The 19,203-nt window shown below is 69.9% G+C and carries 21 protein-coding genes and 1 pseudogene; 15 read left to right on the top strand and 7 right to left on the bottom strand.

The window, feature by feature from the left end:
- Positions 1–220: 220 nt before the first annotated feature.
- Both AB0D59_RS15430 and AB0D59_RS15425 read right to left on the bottom strand, forming a co-directional pair.
- Positions 221–535: a hypothetical protein gene (locus AB0D59_RS15430; RefSeq protein ID WP_362565090.1), complete on the bottom strand. Its 315-nt coding sequence runs from the start codon at positions 533–535 to the stop codon at positions 221–223.
- A 118-nt stretch (positions 536–653) separates the two neighbouring features.
- Positions 654–1,145 (bottom strand): annotated as a pseudogene (locus tag AB0D59_RS15425) (MFS transporter); the annotation flags it as partial.
- A gap of 254 nt (positions 1,146–1,399) precedes the next feature.
- Here AB0D59_RS15425 and AB0D59_RS15420 point away from each other — a divergent pair.
- The 5 genes from AB0D59_RS15420 (at position 1,400) to AB0D59_RS15400 (ending at position 3,881) form a co-directional block, all read left to right on the top strand.
- Positions 1,400–2,014, top strand: a complete 615-nt coding sequence (locus AB0D59_RS15420; protein WP_362565021.1) for a TetR/AcrR family transcriptional regulator — start codon at positions 1,400–1,402, stop codon at positions 2,012–2,014.
- A gap of 70 nt (positions 2,015–2,084) precedes the next feature.
- Positions 2,085–2,252: a hypothetical protein gene (locus AB0D59_RS15415; RefSeq protein ID WP_362565019.1), complete on the top strand. Its 168-nt coding sequence runs from the start codon at positions 2,085–2,087 to the stop codon at positions 2,250–2,252.
- A gap of 304 nt (positions 2,253–2,556) precedes the next feature.
- On the top strand, positions 2,557–3,015 hold the full coding sequence (locus AB0D59_RS15410; RefSeq protein ID WP_362565017.1) for a helix-turn-helix domain-containing protein: 459 nt from the start codon (positions 2,557–2,559) through the stop codon (positions 3,013–3,015).
- 10 nt (positions 3,016–3,025) lie between these two features.
- Entirely contained in the window at positions 3,026–3,466 is a 441-nt protein-coding gene (locus AB0D59_RS15405; protein WP_362565016.1) for an alpha/beta hydrolase, read from the top strand.
- 16 nt (positions 3,467–3,482) lie between these two features.
- Positions 3,483–3,881, top strand: coding sequence for a nuclear transport factor 2 family protein (locus AB0D59_RS15400; protein WP_362565015.1), 399 nt, complete (start codon positions 3,483–3,485; stop codon positions 3,879–3,881).
- Positions 3,882–4,139: 258 nt separating this feature from the next.
- Here AB0D59_RS15400 and AB0D59_RS15395 read toward each other — a convergent pair whose 3' ends face one another.
- Positions 4,140–5,060, bottom strand: a complete 921-nt coding sequence (locus AB0D59_RS15395) for a LysR family transcriptional regulator (protein ID WP_362565087.1) — start codon at positions 5,058–5,060, stop codon at positions 4,140–4,142.
- A gap of 137 nt (positions 5,061–5,197) precedes the next feature.
- Here AB0D59_RS15395 and AB0D59_RS15390 point away from each other — a divergent pair, with 137 nt between their 5' ends.
- The 5 genes from AB0D59_RS15390 (at position 5,198) to AB0D59_RS15370 (ending at position 9,523) form a co-directional block, all read left to right on the top strand.
- A complete protein-coding gene (locus AB0D59_RS15390) occupies positions 5,198–5,281 on the top strand; it encodes a putative leader peptide (protein ID WP_350760414.1) in 84 nt (27 codons plus the stop codon).
- A gap of 138 nt (positions 5,282–5,419) precedes the next feature.
- The gene (gene sfnG, locus AB0D59_RS15385; protein ID WP_362565014.1) at positions 5,420–6,541 is read left to right on the top strand and encodes a dimethylsulfone monooxygenase SfnG; all 1,122 of its coding nucleotides are present in this window, start codon (positions 5,420–5,422) and stop codon (positions 6,539–6,541) included.
- A 60-nt stretch (positions 6,542–6,601) separates the two neighbouring features.
- Positions 6,602–7,156 carry an NADPH-dependent FMN reductase gene (ssuE, locus tag AB0D59_RS15380; protein ID WP_362565013.1) on the top strand — a complete coding sequence of 185 codons (555 nt, stop codon included), beginning with the start codon at positions 6,602–6,604 and terminating at the stop codon, positions 7,154–7,156.
- A gap of 4 nt (positions 7,157–7,160) precedes the next feature.
- Positions 7,161–8,345, top strand: a complete 1,185-nt coding sequence (locus tag AB0D59_RS15375) for an SfnB family sulfur acquisition oxidoreductase (RefSeq protein WP_362565011.1) — start codon at positions 7,161–7,163, stop codon at positions 8,343–8,345.
- Between the two features lie 35 nt (positions 8,346–8,380).
- A complete protein-coding gene (locus AB0D59_RS15370; RefSeq protein ID WP_362565009.1) occupies positions 8,381–9,523 on the top strand; it encodes an LLM class flavin-dependent oxidoreductase in 1,143 nt (380 codons plus the stop codon).
- 12 nt (positions 9,524–9,535) lie between these two features.
- Here the strand turns inward: AB0D59_RS15370 and AB0D59_RS15365 are convergent, their stop codons facing one another.
- Both AB0D59_RS15365 and AB0D59_RS15360 read right to left on the bottom strand, forming a co-directional pair.
- Positions 9,536–10,456, bottom strand: a complete 921-nt coding sequence (locus AB0D59_RS15365; protein ID WP_362565008.1) for a 3-hydroxyacyl-CoA dehydrogenase — start codon at positions 10,454–10,456, stop codon at positions 9,536–9,538.
- The gene (locus AB0D59_RS15360) at positions 10,456–11,445 is read right to left on the bottom strand and encodes a 3-hydroxyacyl-CoA dehydrogenase NAD-binding domain-containing protein (protein ID WP_362565006.1); all 990 of its coding nucleotides are present in this window, start codon (positions 11,443–11,445) and stop codon (positions 10,456–10,458) included. Before AB0D59_RS15360 ends, AB0D59_RS15365 begins: the two co-directional genes overlap by 1 nt.
- Positions 11,446–11,708: 263 nt before the next feature.
- Here AB0D59_RS15360 and AB0D59_RS15355 point away from each other — a divergent pair, with 263 nt between their 5' ends.
- The 3 genes from AB0D59_RS15355 to AB0D59_RS15345 all read left to right on the top strand — a co-directional run bounded on the left by AB0D59_RS15355 (position 11,709) and on the right by AB0D59_RS15345 (position 15,131).
- Complete coding sequence (locus tag AB0D59_RS15355) at positions 11,709–12,986, top strand: acyl-CoA dehydrogenase family protein (protein ID WP_362565004.1); 1,278 nt, start codon at positions 11,709–11,711, stop codon at positions 12,984–12,986.
- A gap of 80 nt (positions 12,987–13,066) precedes the next feature.
- Positions 13,067–14,284, top strand: a complete 1,218-nt coding sequence (locus AB0D59_RS15350; RefSeq protein WP_362565002.1) for a CoA transferase — start codon at positions 13,067–13,069, stop codon at positions 14,282–14,284.
- 67 nt (positions 14,285–14,351) lie between these two features.
- On the top strand, positions 14,352–15,131 hold the full coding sequence (locus AB0D59_RS15345) for a crotonase/enoyl-CoA hydratase family protein (RefSeq protein WP_362565000.1): 780 nt from the start codon (positions 14,352–14,354) through the stop codon (positions 15,129–15,131).
- A 29-nt stretch (positions 15,132–15,160) separates the two neighbouring features.
- Here AB0D59_RS15345 and AB0D59_RS15340 read toward each other — a convergent pair whose 3' ends face one another.
- On the bottom strand, positions 15,161–16,276 hold the full coding sequence (locus AB0D59_RS15340) for a helix-turn-helix domain-containing protein (RefSeq protein ID WP_362564998.1): 1,116 nt from the start codon (positions 16,274–16,276) through the stop codon (positions 15,161–15,163).
- A 252-nt stretch (positions 16,277–16,528) separates the two neighbouring features.
- On the opposite strand from AB0D59_RS15340, the gene AB0D59_RS15335 reads away from it, so the two are divergent.
- On the top strand, positions 16,529–18,064 hold the full coding sequence (locus AB0D59_RS15335) for a long-chain fatty acid--CoA ligase (protein WP_362564996.1): 1,536 nt from the start codon (positions 16,529–16,531) through the stop codon (positions 18,062–18,064).
- A 114-nt stretch (positions 18,065–18,178) separates the two neighbouring features.
- Positions 18,179–18,676, top strand: coding sequence for a MarR family transcriptional regulator (locus AB0D59_RS15330; RefSeq protein WP_362564994.1), 498 nt, complete (start codon positions 18,179–18,181; stop codon positions 18,674–18,676).
- Positions 18,677–18,713: 37 nt separating this feature from the next.
- Here the strand turns inward: AB0D59_RS15330 and AB0D59_RS15325 are convergent, their stop codons facing one another.
- Positions 18,714–19,160, bottom strand: a complete 447-nt coding sequence (locus AB0D59_RS15325; protein WP_362564992.1) for a MarR family transcriptional regulator — start codon at positions 19,158–19,160, stop codon at positions 18,714–18,716.
- Positions 19,161–19,203: the final 43 nt, after the last annotated feature.

The following is a 19,203-nucleotide window of genomic DNA, read 5'->3' as shown; positions in this document are numbered from 1 at the left end:
TTGTTGACGGATACCGTAAATGGGCAAATCGCATATTTATGGTGTTTGGCGCCATTGTGGACTCGCCTGAGGTGTCCGGCCGGAGTGCGCCATTGAGGGTGGAGGACGCAGGGCTGCTCGGGTACGCGGTGGCTGCGGTACGCCCGCCTCTGTCGCGGGACTTGACGGGGTCTCGGGAAGCGGGCACGAGAGGGGCGGAGCCGTTCGGCGCGGCGGTCGCTCAGGTGATGGCGGTGGCGGGGCGGCTCAGTGCGCCAGTGAGGGTCGTCGCGACGACGGCGACGGCGAGGATCAGGGTGGCGACGTCCTGGTTGATGGTCTGGTCGAGGAGTCCCAGGGCCAGCGTGGGCCCGATCGTGCCCGTGTAGGCGAACAGGAAGTAGGTGGCGAGCAGATCCGCCCTGTGCCGCGGGTCGGCAAGCCGCTGGGTGACCCCGACACCGCGGCGGAAGGCCAGGCCGATGCCGGTACCCGCCAGCACCGTTCCGGCGGCGAACGCCGGCAGTGACCGTGTCCACAGCCCGGCCTCGAACACCGCGACGCCCGCTGTGAGGAACGCCGGCGCCGGCCAGCGCCGGGAGATCCACCGCTCCGGGAAAGGCCGGGCGGCGCACCGACAGCGCGGGGAGCTGTCGGCCCGTGACGGTCTCCGGGGTGACGATGACGGCCAGGAACGCCGGCACCAGGGTGCCGAGGTAGACCCAGAACACCAGGTGCGTGGGGTCCGCCCCGTATTGCGCGAACAGGCCGGCGGCAACGGTACCCAGCCCCAGCCCGCCCATGTTCGCGGCCGTGGAGACGGTCGACACCCGCCGGATGCGCTCGGCACCTGCGAGCTCACCCAGCGCCGCGGTCGCCGTGGCGGTGAAGACACCGGTACCCAGGCCGCACAGGAACCGTGCCGCAAGCAGGGTCCCGACATCGTCGGCCAGGAGGAACAACGCCGTGCTCGTGGCCGCGGCGAGTACAGCGGCAGCCAGGAGGGGTCGGCGGCCCGTGCGGTCGGACAGCGACGCGAACACCATCAGCGCGAGCACGGTCCCCAAGGCGTAGACGGCGAAGATCAGCGTTGTGGTGAAGGGCCCGAAGCCCATTTGCGGCGCCCAGAGCGCATACAGCGGAATCGGCAGCGTCCCGCCCAGCATGACCAGGGTGTACACCGCGGCCACCAGCCAGAACCCGGCGCGCGCCCGGCCCCCGTCGGCGGGAGGAACGGCCCGTACGCGGACGTCTGACGCGATGTCGTCGATCATCGTGCGGCCTTTCGATTGCGAGAACCAGGACCTTCACGCTAATCATCTTGGATCGATCGGTCAAAGATGATTCGACCGATCGATCCAAGATGCGGGTAGGCTCACAGCCAAGACGTGACAGGGACGTGAAGGAGGAGGTGCACGCCGTGTCCGGCCGAAAGCAGTTCGACATCAGCGCGGCGCTGGACCAGGCCATGCGGGTGTTCTGGCAGCGCGGGTACGCGGACGCCTCACTCGATGCCCTCGGATCGGCCACCGGCCTCGGCCGGGGCTCCCTCTACGGCGCCTTCGGCAACAAGGAAGCGCTCTTCGGCAAGTGCCTCGACCGCTACTCGTCGATCTACGGCGCGCGGTACGAGCAGGCGCTCGCGGCGCATCCCGGTGATCCGGTGCGCGCGGTCGAGGCGTTCTTCGACGTCGTCCTGGGCCGTATCGCCGACCCGTCGGTCCCCGTGGGGTGCCTCATCGCCCAGTCGGCCGCGCAGTCGCTGACGCTGACGGAGGAGAACGGCGTGCAGGTGCGTGGCCTGCTCGACATGCAGCGCCGACGGATACGCGCGGCCCTGGCGGACTCCTCGGCCGACGGTCGAACGCTCGACGAGCTCGCCACGTTCGTCGTCGCCGTCAACCAGTCGCTGGCCGTACTGAGCCGGGTCGGCACCTCGGACGCCGAGCTGCGCTCCGTGGCCCGGCTCGCCTGCACAACGGTGGCGGACACCCTCGCCCGGACTGCATCCGCGAACGTCGATGGCGATTCCTGAAAACGGATCCGTATGGTGCGGGTCGCGGATCGGTGAGGCGGGCGCGGTGTGCCCGTAGCGGTTCGGCTTCGTGACCGGCGTGCTGCTCGCGGACCGGCGGATCACGCCGGATGGCGTTGCGTCGACGGCCGGGAAGACGCCGTCGAAGGTGGCCTGCGGGGCGGCGCCGGGCGCATCGGACCCGACACCTCAAGTGGTGCGCCGGTTGAAGCGCGCCTGGTACCGCTGCCGGGCGTGATCGCGGGCAAAGTGCGTGGACATGTGCTGAGTCATGGAACCTTCCGCGTCACTGGCGGCCCGAACCAGTCCTCGCCGACCGCGCAAACCTGAGAGTCGGCCCCTGGCCAGGCCGCCGCCCACTCCTCGACCCGGCCGCGGCGCACACCTGCCCGCGCCTGGCGGACGGCCGAGCCGTCGAAGCGTCGCAGTTCCGGGACGGCGGTTTCCAGGACCTCTCCTGCTGTCGGAAGGCTGCCAACTAGTAACATTGGAGAACTACTTGCAAGTCAATACTACAACCGGGTAGTCGACGAGGGGAAGCCGTGTCCGAACGCACGAGTCACGTCACCTTTCGGCACGGGCAGGAGTTCCTGGCCGCGATCTCCGAGCGCTGGAACTACCAGATCCTGCGGGAGGTGTTCTTCGGCGTCGGCCGGTTCGGTGAACTCAAGCGGGCCCTCGGTATCTCGGCGAACATCCTCACCGCGAGGCTCAACAGCCTCACCGAGCTGGGTCTGCTCACCAAGCACGCCTACCGGCCGGACAAGCCGTGGTACGAGTACCAGCTCACCGACAGCGCCCGCGAACTCGTCGTCCCCGCCATCGTGACCATCACGCGATGGGCCGAGGCCAACGCGGCGGACGGCGGCACCGCGCACCACCTGTTGGTGCACACGGAGTGCGGGAATCCCACCGACCCGTACCTCGCGTGCAGCAGCTGCCATCGGCCGGTCGAGGCCTCTGCCCTGCGGCCGGTACCCCCCGAGGACGGGCCTCGCTGATCACCTCGACGTGACGCAGGAGCCAGCAACTGGTTGCATCTCGATACTAGTAGTCATACGCTATCAGGGAGGGACTGCGGCCGCGCGCGGCGCGTTCGCCGGCCCCACCGCCGAGGCCACCGACCCCGAATTCCTCGACTTCACCGACTTCACCGACTTCGTCCTGCGGGACGACCCGAAGTCGGTCGCCTGGGCGCTGCGCAGCATCCTCATCGGCCGTAAGGACGAGCACCGCCGCCTGAACACCATCGAGAACGTGCCCGTCCTGATCATCGCCGGCGAGGAGGACAGCCAGTTCCCCGTGCACGTGGTGCGGAAGATGGCCGACGCCATCAAGGGCAGCACCTTCCGTGTGTTGCCGCACACGGCCCACCTCGCCGCCCGTGAGAATCCCGAGGCCGTCAACGCCGAAATCGACGGGTTCCTCGCCGCCCTGCCCGCCGCGGCCTGACCAGGAGACCACCACCATGACAGACACCGCACACGCGGCCCCCGTACCCGACTGGATCCTGAGGTTCATGGACGCCATCGACACCCTGGACTTCGACGAGGGCTTCGCGCCACTGACCGAGGGCACCGACATGTACTTCGGCACCGCACACATTCACGGTGCCGAGGCCATCAAGGAGTTCTTCGTCAAGATCGACGCACCGCTGGACATCACCCATGAGGTCCTGGAGTACTGGGCGGCCGGCGACGGCGTCCGCCTGCTTCGTGGCGAGGCGACCATGGCCAAGAAGAGCGAGCCGGACCAGGTGGTGCGCGCCCCGTTCATGCACATCTTCTACCTCGACCAGGAAGAGCCGGTGCGCGTCCGGGCGCTCCGCATCACCGCGGGCCCGCTCCAGACCGACGCCGTGATGTGACCTCTTTTCCGGGAGCGGCCGGGAGGGCACCAGCGTCCGGCCGGGAGGGCCCCAGTGTCCGGAGGGGGGCGCAAAGGACAGCTCCGTCCGGCCTCGCCGTCCCATGGGATGCGCAGGGTGGGGTCGGTGTGGACGGCGCTGTCGCCGATGCGGATCGGGCCGGTGAGCTGCGGCACGTGCTCTGGGGAGGTGAGTGACGATGGCGGGTAGGTGTCATCAAGCCCGCAGGTCGTATGGAGGCGCGCGCCTACCCGCAGGTCAGGGCCGCCGCGCAACCGTCCCGCCCAACTCGCGGGCCCGGTGCACGAACGTCTCCAGTAGGTCCCGCGCCGCCTGCGGCACCGCCTCGGCCCGTCGGCGCTGGAGGGTCAGCACCACCCCGGTGGCGTCTCCGGCCAAGGGTCGGTGCACGATCGTCCCGGCGCGTTCCAGCGGGTCCCCGACCACGCTGAAGTCCGGCAGCACCGTCGCCCCGAGCCCCTCCGCGACCATCAGCTTCCCCATCTCGGCACCGTCGGTCGAGTACGAGAAGACGGGGGTGCGGTCCGCCAGCAGCCGGTGCACATAGCGGTGCATCACATAGCCCGTGCGCATGGCGATCAGCGGCACGGTGAGCAGGTCGTCGACCGACACCTCGGTCCGGCCGGCGAGCGGGCTGTCCGGCCGTACGCACACGACGGGGCGTCCGCGCAGCAGTTCGGTGGCCTCGAAGCCGGCGGGCACGTCGTCGCCGTCGAGGTGGTTCACCAGCCCCAGGTCGAAACCGCCCTCCGCGAGGCCCCGGTGGATCTCCGTCTGCTGCGCGCCCACCACCTCGACCTGGGTGACCGGATGCGCGGCCCGGAAGTCCCGCAGCACCGGGATGAGCAGCGGCACGGTCGCCGCGTTGACCGTGCCGACGCGCACCATACGGCTGATGCGGTGCTGCTCGCCCGCCGCCACCCGCAGCCGGTCCACCGCCTCCAGCACCTCGACGATGCGCGGCAGCAGCTCCTGCCCGGCCGCGCTCATGGTCGCCCCGGTGCGCTTGCGCTCCAGCAGGTCGACGCCCAGCTCCCGCTCCAGATTCCGGACGGTCTCGCTCAACGCGGGCTGCGACAGGCGCAGTTCGTCGGCCGCCCGGCGCAGTGAGCCGAGCCGGGTCACGGCCGCTATGTATTCCAGCTGTTCGGTCCGCACCCCGGCAGAATGCGTCGCCATTCGGCAGGTGTTCAAGGGTTTCCCTGTCACACGTTCGTGAAATTCAATGGTCCGCGATACGAGACCGGTCGGGTTTTCCTTGACTGCTCTCGGCGCCGGCTGCCACCATCGACGGCATGAAGATGCGACTGGACCTCACGCGGCGACGCCACGTCGACCTCGCGCGCGTCTCCAGCGCCTCCTGTTGCGCCGCGGCCTGATCACCGGCCCACGATCCGCCGCGCCCGCCCTCTCTCCCCGCCTGAATTCACTGTTCCCGCGCACCGATCGTATTGATCGCATTGTGTGCGCCTCTTGAATTCCGGCGTGCCTGAAAAGACTCGCGACAGGAGTTCCGCATGCCCGCCGCGCCCTTGCAATTCGCCTACTGGGTCCCCAATGTCAGCGGAGGACTCGTCACCAGCAAGATCGAGCAGCGCACCGACTGGGGGTACGACTACAACCGAGAACTCGCCGTGCTCGCCGAGAACAACGGTTTCGAGTACGCGCTCAGCCAGGTCCGCTACATGGCCAGTTACGGCGCCGAGTACCAGCACGAGTCGACCGGCTTCAGCCTCGCGCTGCTGCTCGCCACCGAGCGCCTGAAGGTGATCGCCGCGGTCCACCCCGGTCTGTGGCATCCGGGCGTGCTCGCCAAGTTCGGTGCCACCGCCGATCACCTCTCGAACGGCCGGTTCGCCGTGAACGTCGTGTCGGGCTGGTTCAAGGGGGAGTTCACCGCGCTCGGCGAGCCCTGGCTGGAGCACGACGAACGCTACCGCCGGGCCGAGGAGTTCATCCGCGCCCTGCGCCAGATCTGGACCGAGGACCACACCGAACTCGCCGGCGACTTCTACCGGTTGCGGGACTTCTCTCTCAAGCCCAAGCCGCTCAACACCCCCGAGCGCCCGCACCCCGAGATCTTCCAGGGCGGCAACTCCACCGCCGCGCGCGCCATGGCCGGCCGGGTCTCCGACTGGTACTTCTCCAACGGCAAGGACTTCGACGGAGTGATCGAGCAGATCAACGACGTCCGCAGGTCCGCCGCCGAAGCCGGCCGTACGGCGCCGAAGTTCGGTCTCAACGGCTTCCTCATCGCCCGCGACACCGAGGCCGAGGCCCGTGACACCCTCCGTGAGATCATCGCCAAGGCCGACAGCGAGGCCGTCGAGGGCTTCGGCGCGGCCGTGAAACAGGCCGGCCCCTCCAGCGCCGACGGCAAGGGCATGTGGCAGGACTCCACCTTCGAGGACCTCGTCCAGTACAACGACGGGTTCCGCACCGGGCTGATCGGCACCCCCGAACAGATCGCCGAGCGCATCGTCGCCTACAAGCAGCTCGGCGTCGACCTCTTTCTGCTCGGCTTCCTGCACTACCACGAGGAGGTCGAGTACTTCGGCAAGCGGGTGCTGCCCCTGGTCCGCGAACTGGAGGCGGGGCTCCCGGACCGCGCGCCCGAGTCCGCCCCGGCCCACGCCTGACCGTCCCCCCGCCGGGCGCCCGTCCCGCACGGGTACCCGGGCTCCCAGAAAGAGGCACCCATGGCCACCGTCCTCTCCGTCTCCGGCAGCCCCTCCGCCTCCTCGCGTACCGCCCGGCTGCTGCGCCATCTGGACCAGCGGCTGATCGCCCACGGACACGAGGTGATCCCCCTCGACGTACGTACCGTCCCCGCCGAGGCGCTGCTCGGCGCCGACTTCCGGCACCCGGCGATCGTCGAGGCGACCGAACTGTTCGCCCGCGCCGACGGGGTCGTCGTCGGCACCCCCGTCTACAAGGCGTCGTACTCCGGTGTGCTCAAGGCCCTGCTCGACCTGCTCCCGCAGTACGCGCTCACCGGCAAGACCGTGCTGCCGCTGGCCACCGGGGGGTCGACGGCGCATGTCCTCGCCATCGACTACGCGCTCCGCCCGGTGCTGAGCTCCATGGGCGCCGCCCACATAGTCCAGGGCTGGTTCACCCTCGACAAGGACATCACCGTACGCGAGGACGGCACGCTCGCCCTCGCACCGGCCGTCACCGAGGTGCTCCACCCGATCGTGGACCAGTTCTCGGCCGCGCTCGGCCGCCGGCCCGTCCTCGCCGCGGCGGGCTGAACCGATGACCGCACATGTCATCACCGACGAGGCGGAGGCCCTCGCCGTGGCGGCGGCCCTGGCCGAGGAGTTCCGGGCCGGGGCGGCCGAGCGGGACGCCGAACGCCGGCTGCCCCGCGCCGAGCTGGACCGGCTGTCGGCCTCGGGCCTGCTGGCCGCGACCGTCCCCGCCGAGTACGGGGGAGCGGACGTCGGCGCGCTGACCCTCGCCGAGATCTTCCGGCTGCTCGGCTCGGCCGACGCGAGCCTCGCCCAGATTCCACAGAGCCACTTCGTGTACGTCAATGTGATACGACGTCAGGGAACCGAAGAGCAGCGGAAGTTCTTCTTCGCCGAGCTGCTCGCGGGCGGCCGGCTCGGGAACGCGCAGTCCGAGGCGGGGACCAAGCACGTCCAGGACATCCGGACCCGGCTGGAACGCACGGCGGACGGCTCCTATGTGCTGCGGGGCGTCAAGCACTACTCCACCGGCGCCCTCTTCGCCGACTGGATCCCCGTCCTCGCCCGTGCCGAGGACGACAACCTGCACGTCGCCTACGTCCCCCGGGACGCGCCCGGTCTGACCGTCGTCGACGACTGGGACGGCATGGGGCAGCGTACGACGGCCAGCGGGACGGTCCGGCTGGACGGCGTGTCCGTGCCCGCCGACCGGGTGCTGCCCCACCACCTGACCTTCCAGGGGCCGCAACTCCACGGCGCGGTGGCACAGTTGCTGCACGCCGCCATCGACGTGGGGATCGCCGGGGCGGCGCTGGCCGAGGCGGCGGAGTTCGTGCGCACGAAGAGCCGGCCGTGGTTCGAGAGCGGGGCGGAGACCGCCACCGAGGACCCGTTGCTGATCCAGCGGTTCGGTGAACTCGCCCTCCAGGTAAGGGCGTCCGAGGCGCTGCTGCGGGAGGGAGGCCGCACGGTCGACGCGGCGGGCGCCCGGCTCACCGACGAGTCGGCCGCCGAGGCGTCCATCGCCGTGGCCGCCGCGAAGGTGCGGGCGGCCGAGGCGGCCGTGGCGGTCGCCGGGGCGCTCTTCGAGGTGTCCGGGACCCGCTCCGCGCTCAACTCCCTGAATCTCCACCGGTATTGGCGGGACGCCCGTACCCACACCCTGCATGATCCGACCCGCTGGAAGATCCAGCACATCGGCCGGTATGTGCTCAGCGGCACCCTGCCGCCCCGCCACGGCCTGCTGTGACGCCCTCAGGTCCCTCTCGATCGGAGAATCCCCTCGTGTCCCTCACCTTTCACTGGTTCCTGCCCACCAACGGGGACAGCCGCCACGTCGTCGGCGGCGGCCACGGCACCCCGGCGACCGCCTCCGGCCGGGACCGGCCGCCGACGGTCGCCTACCTGAGCCAGATCGCCAAGGCGGCGGAGGACCTCGGCTTCGTGGGGGCGCTCACCCCCACCGGCGCCTGGTGCGAGGACGCCTGGCTGACCACGGCCATGGTCAGCCAGCACACCGAACGGCTGAAGTTCCTGGTCGCCTTCCGGCCGGGGTTCGTCTCGCCCACGCTCGCCGCGCAGATGGCGTCCACGTTCCAGCGGCAGACCGGGGGACGGCTGCTGCTCAATGTGGTGACCGGGGGCGAGAGCCACGAGCAGCGGGCCTACGGCGACTTCCTCGACAAGGACGCGCGGTACCGCCGTACCGGCGAGTTCCTCGACGTGGTACGGCAGTTGTGGGAGGGCAAGACCGTCGATCTGGCAGGCGAGCACCTTCGGGTCGAGGACGCGAAGCTGGCCCGGGTGCCGGATCCGGTTCCCGAGGTGTACTTCGGGGGGTCCTCGCCGGTCGCCGGAGAGGTCGCGGCCCGGTACGTGGACGTGTACCTGACCTGGGGGGAGCCGCCGGCGCAGGTCGCCGAGAAGGTCGCCTGGATCCGCAAGCTGGCGGCCGAGCAGGGGCGCACCCTGCGGTTCGGGATCCGGCTGCACGTCATCACCCGGGACACCTCGGAGCAGGCCTGGGCCGAGGCGAACCGGCTGCTCGACGGGTTCGACCCGGAGACCGTGCGGTCGGTGCAGACCGGACTCGCCCGCAGCGAGTCCGCGGGGCAGCAGCGGATGTTGGCGCTGCACGGCGGCCGACGGGACGCGCTGGAGATCCATCCCAATCTCTGGGCGGGCATCGGGCTGGTGCGCGGCGGCGCGGGCACCGCCCTGGTCGGCTCGCACGAGGAGGTCGCCGCGCGCATCAAGGAGTACGCGGCCCTCGGGATCGAGGAGTTCGTGCTGTCCGGGTATCCGCACCTGGAGGAGGCGTACTGGTTCGGGGAAGGCGTGCTGCCCCGCCTGGCCGCGGAGGGCCTGTGGCGGCATCCTTTCGGGAGGAGCGACGCCCCGTCGGCGCAGGTGCCGTTCGCGTCCTGACGGTCCCCGGCGCTACGTGTGCAGCACGGCGCGGGCGATGCCCGTGAGGTTGCCCTGTGCGGCGAGGATCTCCTTCCGGTCCGATCCGTCGAGACCGGCCGCGTAGACGCTCCCGGCCAGGTCGGTCACATACATGTGGTCACCGTCCGGGTCGAGGGCGATGCCGATGCCTTCCATGAGGTGGGTCAGAAGGATCTCGGACGTCCACCGACCGTCCGGCGGATCGAGCGGGGAACGGTTGACGGTGTTGCCCTTCGGCGGGTCCCCGCGGTCCGTCCAGTACAACGTCCGCTCATTGAGGTCGACTTCGAGGTCGATCGGTTCGGGCAGCTCCTCGAACAGCACCTCGATGTCGGTGCGCCGGGCCGCCGTCTCACCGACGGGCACGGCGAGCCCGGCCCGCAGGATCCTGCCGAGTCCCGCGTCGCTGGGACCCTTCTGGGACCAGTAGAGGTTTCCGCCGGCGGGATCGACGGCCACGCCCACGCACCACTTGGTCTCGTCGTGGCGGTCCTCCTCGCCCTGCCCGGTCTGGACGAGGGTCTCGATGTTCGAGCCGTCGAGATCGCAGCGCATCACCCGCATGCCCTCGCGGTCACCCCAGTACAGCTTCCGGTCCGCGGCCTCCAGATGGAGCTGCTTCGGCGTGTGCGTGGCGCCCTCGGGGACGATCGTCGTCCGGTTGCCGCCGTCCAGGTCCACGCGCTCGATCGAGCCGTCGTTCTCCGACGGCACACCCATGTTCGTCCAGTAGATGTGCCCGGCCGACATGTCGACGGCCACACCGTCGGGGATCCGGCACCCGGTGACGAGAACCTCCTTGTCGGAGCCGTCGGGGTTCACGGAGAACAGCCGGCCGCCGCCGCTCGCCTCCAGCACGAACAGCCTTTCCCGGTCGCCCCTCACGTTCGCGCCTGTCACGTTCCCGCCCATCACTTTCCCTCCTTCGCGTCCGGAGCGGTCGCCGTGCCGGTCGGGCCGGACGGGTCGTGCTGCGCGCGCACGGCCAGCAGCGCCGAGAGCATGGCGTCACGCCGGGCGGCCAGGTCGTCGACCGAGTGGCCGTCAGCCTCCTTGAGGACACCGCTCACGACGGCCTCCTCGAGTTCGGGCGTGAACTCGGGGGTGCCCAACTTCTTCCAGGACTCGACCATGACCGGCATGAGGGTGTCCATGAAGTGCTGGATGCCGCCCTCTCCACCGCCGAGGTGCCACAGCAGATGGGGACCCATGACACCCCAGCGCAGCCCCGGCCCCCAGGACACCGCGTCGTCGGAGTCCGCCACATCGAGCACACCCTCCTGGACCAGGTACACGACCTCGCGGTACAGCGCGGCCTGGATGCGGTTGGCGACGTGCCCGGGCAACTCCTTCTTCAGATGGATCGGTTTCTTGCCGATCGAGGCGTAGAACTCCATGGCGTCCCGGACCGTCTCCGGAGCGGTCCTCGTGCCGCCGACGACCTCGACCAGCGGCACGACGTGCGGGGGGTTGAAGGGGTGACCGATGACGGTCCGTTCCGGATGCCGGCACTCGGCCTGCATGACGCTCATCGTGATCGTCGACGAACTCGACGCGATGACGGCGTCCGACGGTGCGGCATCGTCGATATCCGCGAACAGCTTGACCTTGAGCTCCGGGCGTTCGGGGGCGTTCTCCTGCACGAAGTCGGCGTCCGCGACGGCCTGGCGCATGTCAGTGGTGAAACCGAGGCGTTCGGGCGAGGCGCCGGGCGCGAGTCCGATCGAGGCGGCCGTGTCCCACGCGCCTTCCACGTACGACCGCAGGGCCGCCTCAGCGGTCGGGGCCGGGTCGGTCGCCGTGACGTCGAAACCGCGGACGAGATAGTGCGTCGCCCAGCTGGCGCCTATCGTCCCGGTCCCGACGATCGCCACACGGTGGACGGGCCTGTGCGTTGCCATGAGTGATCACTGCTCCTGACGGTCCGAGGAGGGTGCGGTGTGCATGGGGCAACCCTCGGCCGCCGGGAGGGCCGGCACATCGGGCCGCGCGCCCAGGATTCCGACGCTTCCTTGGTACCGCGGCACAGGGCGTGTTCCGCGTTGGTACCCGGACACCAAATCGGCGGGCAACGTGGTGTTCCGCGCCCAGTGGCTGTGCCCGCGTTCCCTCCTAGCGTCGTTCGCACTGACTCCATCGGACCCCCGATCGGAAGGAACGGCAGATGAAGGCGACACACGGCGCACCGGTCGGCCAGGGCCAGGCTCTCCCGAGCCCCAACGGAAACTCGTCCGGGGTCGAGCCGCCGGTGTTGGGCGGACCGGAGTACTCCGACTACTTCCTTCTCGACAACCTGCTCACGGACGAACAGCGGGCTCTCAAGAAGAAGGTCCGCGAGTTCATGGACCAGGAGGTCATCCCGGTCATCAACCCCTACTGGGAACGTGCGGAGTTCCCCTTCGAGCTGGTCCCCAAGCTGGGGCAGCTGGACATCGCGGGCTTCCAGATCTCCGGTTACGGCTGCCCGGGGATGAGCAACGTGACGGCCGGCCTGGTGATCCTCGAACTGGCCCGGGGCGATCTGAGCATGTCGACCATGATGGGCGTCCACTCGGCCCTGGCGATGATGTCGATCGCACTGCTGGGCTCCGAGGAGCAGAAGCAGCGCTTCCTGCCGCCGATGGCCCGCATGGAGAAGCTCGGCGCCTTCGGCCTGACCGAGCCCACGCACGGCTCGGACGTGGTCAAGCTGGAGACGACCGCACACCAGGACGGCGACTCCTATGTCATCAACGGCCACAAGAGGTGGATCGGCAACGCGACCTTCGCCGACTACTCGATCATCTGGGCCCGCGGCGACGACGGGCATGTGGGCGGCTATGTGGTCGAGAAGGGCACGCCCGGGTTCGACGCCCAGGTCATCAAGGGCAAGACGGCGTTGCGCTGTGTCCAGAACGCGCAGATCTCCCTCACCGACGTCCGGGTGCCGGCCGCGAACCGGCTGGCGAACGTCAACACCTTCCGTGACACCGAGAAGGTCCTGCTGGCCTCGCGCTTCTGCGTCGCCTGGGAGTCGATCGGCGCCGCTGTCGCCGGCTACGAGACGGCACTGGCCTACGCAAAGCAGCGCAAGCAGTTCGGGATGCCGCTGGCCGCGTTCCAGCTCATCCAGTACCGGCTCTCCCGGATGCTCGCGGACATCACCGACATGCTGTGCATGCAGTTCCGGCTGAGCCAGCTCCTCGACGAGGGCGAATACTCGATGCCCCGGGTCGCGCTGGCCAAGATGCACTACACCGAGCGGGCCCGGGCCATTCTCGGCGACGCCCGCGACATGCTCGGCGGCAACGGCATCCTGCTCGACTACCACGTGGCCCGGCACCTGTGCGACATCGAGGCGATCGACACCTACGAGGGCACCGACACCGTGCAGGCGCTGATCGTCGGCCGTGACATCACCGGCTACAGCGCCTTCGCGCCCGTGGCGCCCGGCCACCACTGATCCGGCGCGTGCCGCGGCGCCCGCCGGGGCGGTCACCCCCTAGGGCGCCGCGCGCGACCCATCGCGGACAAGGAGTCGTCATGAGCAACACGCCCCTGCTGGAGGGACTGCACGTCGTCGATCTCGCGAGCTTCATCGCCGGGCCCGCCGCGGCCACCATCCTCGGCGACTTCGGCGCCGACGTCGTCAAGGTGGAACCACCGGGCTCCGGCGACGCCTACCGGTCGCTCAGCCGTATACCGCCGAACCCCCGTGTCGAGGGCGTCAACTACCCCTGGCAGCTGGACAACCGCAACAAGCGCAGCATCGCCCTCAACCTGAAGTCGCCCGAGGCCCGGGCCGTCGTCGAACGGCTGGTGACCTGGGCGGACGTGCTGGTGACCAACTTCCCGCCGCACACCCGCGCCAAGCTGGGTCTGGAGTACGACGACCTGGCCCCGCTGAACGCCCGGCTGATCTACGCCGATGTCACCGGCTTCGGCGAACAGGGCCCGGACGCGCACCTGCCCGGCTTCGACGTGACCGCGTTCTGGGCGCGCAGCGGCCTCATGGACGTGACACGCCAGCACGACGCGCCGCCGGCGATCAACGCGTTCGGATCGGGCGACCACCCGACGGCGATCAGCCTGTTCGCCGGGATCATGACCGCGCTGTACCGACGGGAGCGGACCGGCGAGGGCGCCCGCGTCACCGCGTCACTGGTCGCCGAGGGCGCCTGGGCGGCGGGCATGTGGCTGCAGGCCGTACTGGTCGGCGGCAAGGCACCCCGGCCGGTCGACCGGACCGACCCGCCGAACGCGCTCGCCAACGCCTACCGCACCGCGGACGACCGCTGGCTGCTGCTGGCCTTCGCCAACGAGGACAAGCAGGTCCCCCTGTTCCTCCAGGCCATCGGCCACCCCGAGGCCGCCCAGAACCCGCACTACGCCGACTCGCAGAGCCGCCGCGCCCACGCCGCCGAGATCGTCGGCGTGCTGGACAAGACGTTCGCGGCCCGTCCGCTGGCCGAGTGGCGCGAGGTGCTCGACGCCGCGGGACTCACCTACGGAGTGGCCCAGACGCTCGAGGAGTTCGCCCACGACCCCCAACTCGTCGCCAACCGGATCCTTGTGCCGATCGACGACGGCAACGCGGAACCGCACCTGACGATCGACAGCCCCGTGCGGCTCGACCAGGAGCCCAAGGTCCCCCCGCGCCCGGCCCCCGATCTGGGCGAACACACCGATTCCGTGCTCCATGACCTCGGCTTCGACGCCGCCGGGATCGAGGAACTGCGCAAGGCCGCGGCCGTCGGATGAAGCCGGGGCCCCACGGCGCGAGGGATCGTCACGGCCAGCAGCGTGAGGGAGAGAAGGGAAACACGTCATGACCACGGACTCGAACACACCGACCGTACGCACCGAGGAGATCGACGGCATCTTCGTGATCACGATCGACCGGCCCAAGGCCCGCAACGCCATCGACGGGGCCACCGCACGGGCCCTCGCCACCGCCGTCGACTACCTCGAGGCCCACGAGGACCTCAGGGTCGGCATCCTCACCGGCGCCGGCGGTGTCTTCAGCGCGGGCATGGACCTCAAGGCCTTCGCGGCCGGAGACCTGCCCATCATCGAGGGCCGGGGCTTCGCGGGCATCACCCGGGCCAAGATCTCGACCCCGCTCATCGCCGCCGTCGAGGGCTACGCGCTGGGCGGCGGAACCGAGATGGCGCTCGCCTGCGACATGATCGTGGCCGCGCGGAACGCCACCTTCGGCCAGACCGAGGTCCGCTACGGCATCGTGCCGCCCGAAGGGGGCATGGTCCGGCTGCCCGAGCGCATCCCGCACAACATCGCGCTCGAACTCCTCCTCACGGGCGAGTCGTTGCCCGCCGAGCGCGCCGAGCGGTTCGGCCTGGTCAACGAGCTCACCGAACCGGGCCAGGCCCTGACGCGGGCCCTGGAACTGGCCAGCAGCATCGCGCTCAACGCGCCTTTGGCCATCGAGGCCGTCAAACGCGTCGTCAACGAACGGCGGGCTTTCAGCGACCAGGACGCCTTCCTCGACCAGGACCTGATCACCGCACCCGTGCTGGCGTCCCACGACGCCCAGGAGGGCGCCCACGCCTTCGCGGAGCGACGCCAACCGCACTGGCAGCGCCGCTGACCCGAACACCCCCTGAACGCCCGGCCACTTCACTCGGCGCTCGTGCGCAGGAGCGCCGAGCCGAGGTACCGGACGGCGCGCAGCGCGATCTCCAGATCGGTGTGCTCACTCTGGACCGGATGGCCGATCATCTCCTCGGCCTTTCGGATGCGGTATTGCACCGTGTTCTTGTGCAGAATCTGCGCGGCGGCGGTGGCGGTGTAACTGCACCCGCTGTCAAGGAAGATCTGAGCGGTCTCCCGAAGCCGAGCGCTGTTCTCGTCGTCGACGGCCAGCGGACCGAGAATTCCCCACACCCACTCGCGGATGTCGTCGATGTTCGTGGCCATCAGGGCGATGGGGGCGACGGTGGAGAATTCGGTGAACCGGGGGACCGGGTCGGCCACCGCCGCGAGTTCCTGCGCGCGCAGTGCCTGCCGGTGCGTGGTACGGAATCCCTCGATTCCGTATCCCACGCTCCCGGCACATATGTGCAGGGAGGGATCACCGCGCTCCAGCACGTCCGACACCTCGTGCCAAGGGACGTCGCTGTGCGCGCCCAGCGGCAGCCAGCTCCAGGACACCATCGCGTCCCGGGGGACGAACAGCGGCCTGGAGGTGCAGCCGAGCCGCTGGGCGATCTCGTCGGTGATCCGGTGCAGCCGGGCGAGTCCGGCACCCTCGACGGTCAGGGTGGGCAGCCACGCCACCAGCCCGAGATGATTCTGCCGGAGCCGGTAACCGAGCGACGGTTCCACCGAGTTGAGGTCGACGTCACGCGTGGCGAGGATGTCGCGCACCCGGGCGGCGCGCGCCGCGGTCTGGCTGAGCAGCCAGTTGTCCCGTTCATGTTGGTAGACCGCGATGACCTGCTCGGTGATCCGGTCGATGTAACCGAAGCTCACGTGCAGCATGCGCCGGTTGGTCGTGACGGCCAGCTCCTCGTCGGCGTTCTGCCGGTTGAGCTCGTCCAGACACCACTGCAGAAAACGCCAGTGCCCGATCCGGTAGGCCCTGATCAACGCACTGAGGGGAATTCCCCGCTGCGCCAGTCTCCTGGCGTACTCGAGCGCGGCCGCGGGCGCCTCGACCTTCTCCAGGGAAATTTCGTTCTCGAAGACATGCAACAGCGTGCCGGCGTTTTCCGTGACGCTCGCCTGCATCATTGTGACAATGGTCGAGTCGCCCCTGAGTTCCGCTATCTCGGCAAGAACATACTGCCCGATGTCGTTGCCGACCTCCGGGAGATGTGACCCTACGTTCGCCGCCACCACGGACAGTTGCTGTGCGACTTCTGGGGACTCCGGAGTCATTCTCCAAAGCTACTCGCGGAATGGTCCAGCGGCACCAATTCGGGCCCCGGGGTCGTATCGCGGGCCCAGTGATTTCCGTGCGCCGCACGCCTAGCGTCGGCTCACATGAACCTCGCACACCATGTGGCCGACAGCGCCCGGACGTATCCGGACCGCCCCGCGCTGCGCCTCGGGGACGCCACCCTCTCCTATCGCACGCTGGACCAGCGCAGTGCGCGGACGGCGGAGCTGCTGCGCGATCGTGGCGTGCGGCCCGGCGACCGAGTCGCGATCATGCTGCCCGACGTACCGGAGTTCGCCCTCGTGTACTACGGCGTACTCCGGGCCGGTGGCGTCGTCGTACCGATGAATCCCCTGCTCAAGTCCCGGGAGGTCGCCTATCACCTCGGCGACTCGGGTGCCCGGCTGCTGTTCGCCTGGCACGACTTCGCCGACGAGGCACAGGCCGGTGCGCGGCAGGTCGACGCGGAGGCGGTCGTCGTCGATCCGGGCTCCCTCGACGAACTGCCGAACGCCACCCCGCTGCCGTCGGACATGACGGATCGTCATGACGACGACACCGCGGTCGTTCTCTACACCTCGGGGACGACCGGCCAGCCGAAGGGCGCCGAACTGACCCATGCCAACCTCGCCCGCAACTGCGACATCGTGGCCACCGAACTGCTCCGTCTCACGGCCGACGACGTGATCTTCGGCGGGCTGCCGCTGTTCCACGCCTTCGGGCAGACCTGCACCCTCAACGCCGCCGTGGCCTCCGGCGCGTGCCTCACGCTGCTGCCGCGGTTCGACGCGGCGCGGGCCCTGGAGATCGTCGAGAAGCACGGGGTGACCGTATTCGCCGGGGTGCCGACGGTGTACAGCAGGCTCGTGCGGGAGCCCGGCAAGGAGGCCTACGACCTCTCCCGGCTGCGGGTCTGTCTCGCCGGAGGTGCCGAGATGCCCGTCCAGGTGCAGCTCGACTTCCGGGCCGCGTTCGGCTGCGCCGTACTCGAAGGCTACGGGCTGTCGGAGACCTCGCCCGTCGTCGCGGCCAACACCCCGGGGGCCGGGCCCAGGCCCGGTTCGGTCGGCGTCCCGATCTCGGGGGTCCAGGTACGGGTGGTCGACGCCGACAACGGCCGGGAGGTACCGCGGGGGGAGGCCGGCGAGATCGCGGTCCGCGGGCACAACGTGATGAAGGGGTACTGGCGGCGCCCCGCGGAGACGGCCGCCGCGATCAGGGACGGCTGGTTCCACACCGGCGACCTCGGCCGGCTGGACCAGGACGGATATCTCTGGATCGTCGGACGGAAGAAGGACGTGATCATCCGGGGCGGGTACAACGTGTACCCCCGTGAGATCGAAGGCGTGCTGTACGAGCACCCGGCGGTCGCCGACGCCGCGGTCGTCGGCATCCCCAGCCCCGATCTGGGCGAGGAGGTGGGCGCGGCGGTCGTGCTCCGGACGGGGGCGCGGACGACCGCCGAGGAACTGCGTGCCTACGTCAAGGGCCGGGTCGCCGCCTACAAGTACCCGCGGAAGGTGTGGCTCGTGGACACCCTGCCCAAGGGGCCCACCGGCAAGATCCTCAAGAAGGAGATCGTGCCGCCGGCCGACGCGGCCGGAGCGCCTGGCCGGCCCCGATCCGGTCGGATCACATGAAAGGGCAAGTGAGCCGACCGGATCGGGCGGGCCGTGCCCGATCCCGCGAAGCGCCGTGCCCGAGCCGGTCCCGCGGCCCCCCGAGCGGCGCGCGGAGGCTGGTACGCTCCCGAAATGACCACCTCCGACGCGTCGCCGGGGACCGGCGAACCTGCCGATCCGTGGCTCACGCCGACCGAACTGGCCGCATGGATGTCGGTGGTACGGCTCATCACCCGGCTGCCCTGGGCCCTGGACGCGCAGCTGCAGCGGGACGCGGATCTGAGCATGGTCGAGTACATGGCCCTGGCCATGCTCTCCGAGGCCCCCGGCCGGACCCTGCGCATGAGCACTCTGGCCGAGGTCGTCAACTCGTCCCTGTCCCGGCTGTCGCACCTGGTGAAACGGCTGGAGAAGCGCGGTTACGTCCGGCGTGAGCCGGACCCCGACGACGGGCGTTTCACCAACGCCGTCCTGCTGCCCGACGGCATACGGAAGCTGGAGTCGGCCGCAACCGGACACGCGGCCCACGTCCGGCATCTCGTCGTGGACAACCTGTCTCCCGAGCGTCTTCGCCGGCTGGGCCAGGACGCCGAGCGCATCCTGAAGCGCGTCGACTCGCCCGTGCGCTGAGCACGGCACGATGACTTGAGGATTAACGCGAAGGGCGCTACTGCGCGCGGGCCGCGTCCCCGAGTTCCTTGAGCAGGAGGGTCAGGGTCGCGAGGCGGTCGGGGCCGAGGAGTTCCTCGATCCAGCGGCTCGTCTCCCGCACCTGCTCGCGGCCCAGTGCCGCCCGCTCGCGCCCGGCGTCGGTCAGCGTGATCAGCTGCCGGCGGCGGTTGTCGGGATCCGTGTTCTTGGTGACGAGGCCACGCGCCACCAGCCGGTCGAGCAGGGGAGTGAGCGTGGACCGGTCGATCGCGGCGTGCGCGCCGAGGGACTTCTGATCGAGGCTTCCCTGTTCGTCCAGGACATGCAGCACGGCGAACTGCGGCGGTGTGAGGTCGCCCCCGCTGTGCAGCTGCCACGAGGCGTTCACCGCCTGCGAGGCGCGTCGTAGCTGGTGGGCCATGCCGTCTTCCAGCGTTCCGTCGTACCGCGCTCCTGTCGTCATGGGCCCAGGTTACCTCCGCCTACTGTCATTCCGCACACGGAGC

The sequence above is a fragment of the Streptomyces sp. NPDC048417 genome (assembly GCF_040651615.1).
Lineage (GTDB): Bacteria > Actinomycetota > Actinomycetes > Streptomycetales > Streptomycetaceae > Streptomyces.
This window is presented reverse-complemented; position numbering and strand designations above follow the sequence as displayed.

Excerpts from the sequence above, each read along its gene's own strand:
- sfnG (WP_362565014.1), top strand. The coding sequence starts at position 5,420 with ATGCCCGCCGCGCCCTTGCAATTCGCCTACTGGGTCCCCAATGTCAGC.
- AB0D59_RS15355 (WP_362565004.1), top strand. The coding sequence starts at position 11,709 with ATGAAGGCGACACACGGCGCACCGGTCGGCCAGGGCCAGGCTCTCCCG.
- AB0D59_RS15360 (WP_362565006.1), bottom strand. The coding sequence starts at position 11,445 with ATGGCAACGCACAGGCCCGTCCACCGTGTGGCGATCGTCGGGACCGGG.
- AB0D59_RS15325 (WP_362564992.1), bottom strand. The coding sequence starts at position 19,160 with ATGACGACAGGAGCGCGGTACGACGGAACGCTGGAAGACGGCATGGCC.
- AB0D59_RS15375 (WP_362565011.1), top strand. The coding sequence starts at position 7,161 with ATGACCGCACATGTCATCACCGACGAGGCGGAGGCCCTCGCCGTGGCG.
- AB0D59_RS15335 (WP_362564996.1), top strand. The coding sequence starts at position 16,529 with ATGAACCTCGCACACCATGTGGCCGACAGCGCCCGGACGTATCCGGAC.
- AB0D59_RS15400 (WP_362565015.1), top strand. The coding sequence starts at position 3,483 with ATGACAGACACCGCACACGCGGCCCCCGTACCCGACTGGATCCTGAGG.
- AB0D59_RS15365 (WP_362565008.1), bottom strand. The coding sequence starts at position 10,456 with ATGGGCGGGAACGTGACAGGCGCGAACGTGAGGGGCGACCGGGAAAGG.
- AB0D59_RS15330 (WP_362564994.1), top strand. The coding sequence starts at position 18,179 with ATGACCACCTCCGACGCGTCGCCGGGGACCGGCGAACCTGCCGATCCG.
- ssuE (WP_362565013.1), top strand. The coding sequence starts at position 6,602 with ATGGCCACCGTCCTCTCCGTCTCCGGCAGCCCCTCCGCCTCCTCGCGT.
- AB0D59_RS15390 (WP_350760414.1), top strand. The coding sequence starts at position 5,198 with ATGAAGATGCGACTGGACCTCACGCGGCGACGCCACGTCGACCTCGCG.
- AB0D59_RS15345 (WP_362565000.1), top strand. The coding sequence starts at position 14,352 with ATGACCACGGACTCGAACACACCGACCGTACGCACCGAGGAGATCGAC.
- AB0D59_RS15350 (WP_362565002.1), top strand. The coding sequence starts at position 13,067 with ATGAGCAACACGCCCCTGCTGGAGGGACTGCACGTCGTCGATCTCGCG.
- AB0D59_RS15340 (WP_362564998.1), bottom strand. The coding sequence starts at position 16,276 with ATGATGCAGGCGAGCGTCACGGAAAACGCCGGCACGCTGTTGCATGTC.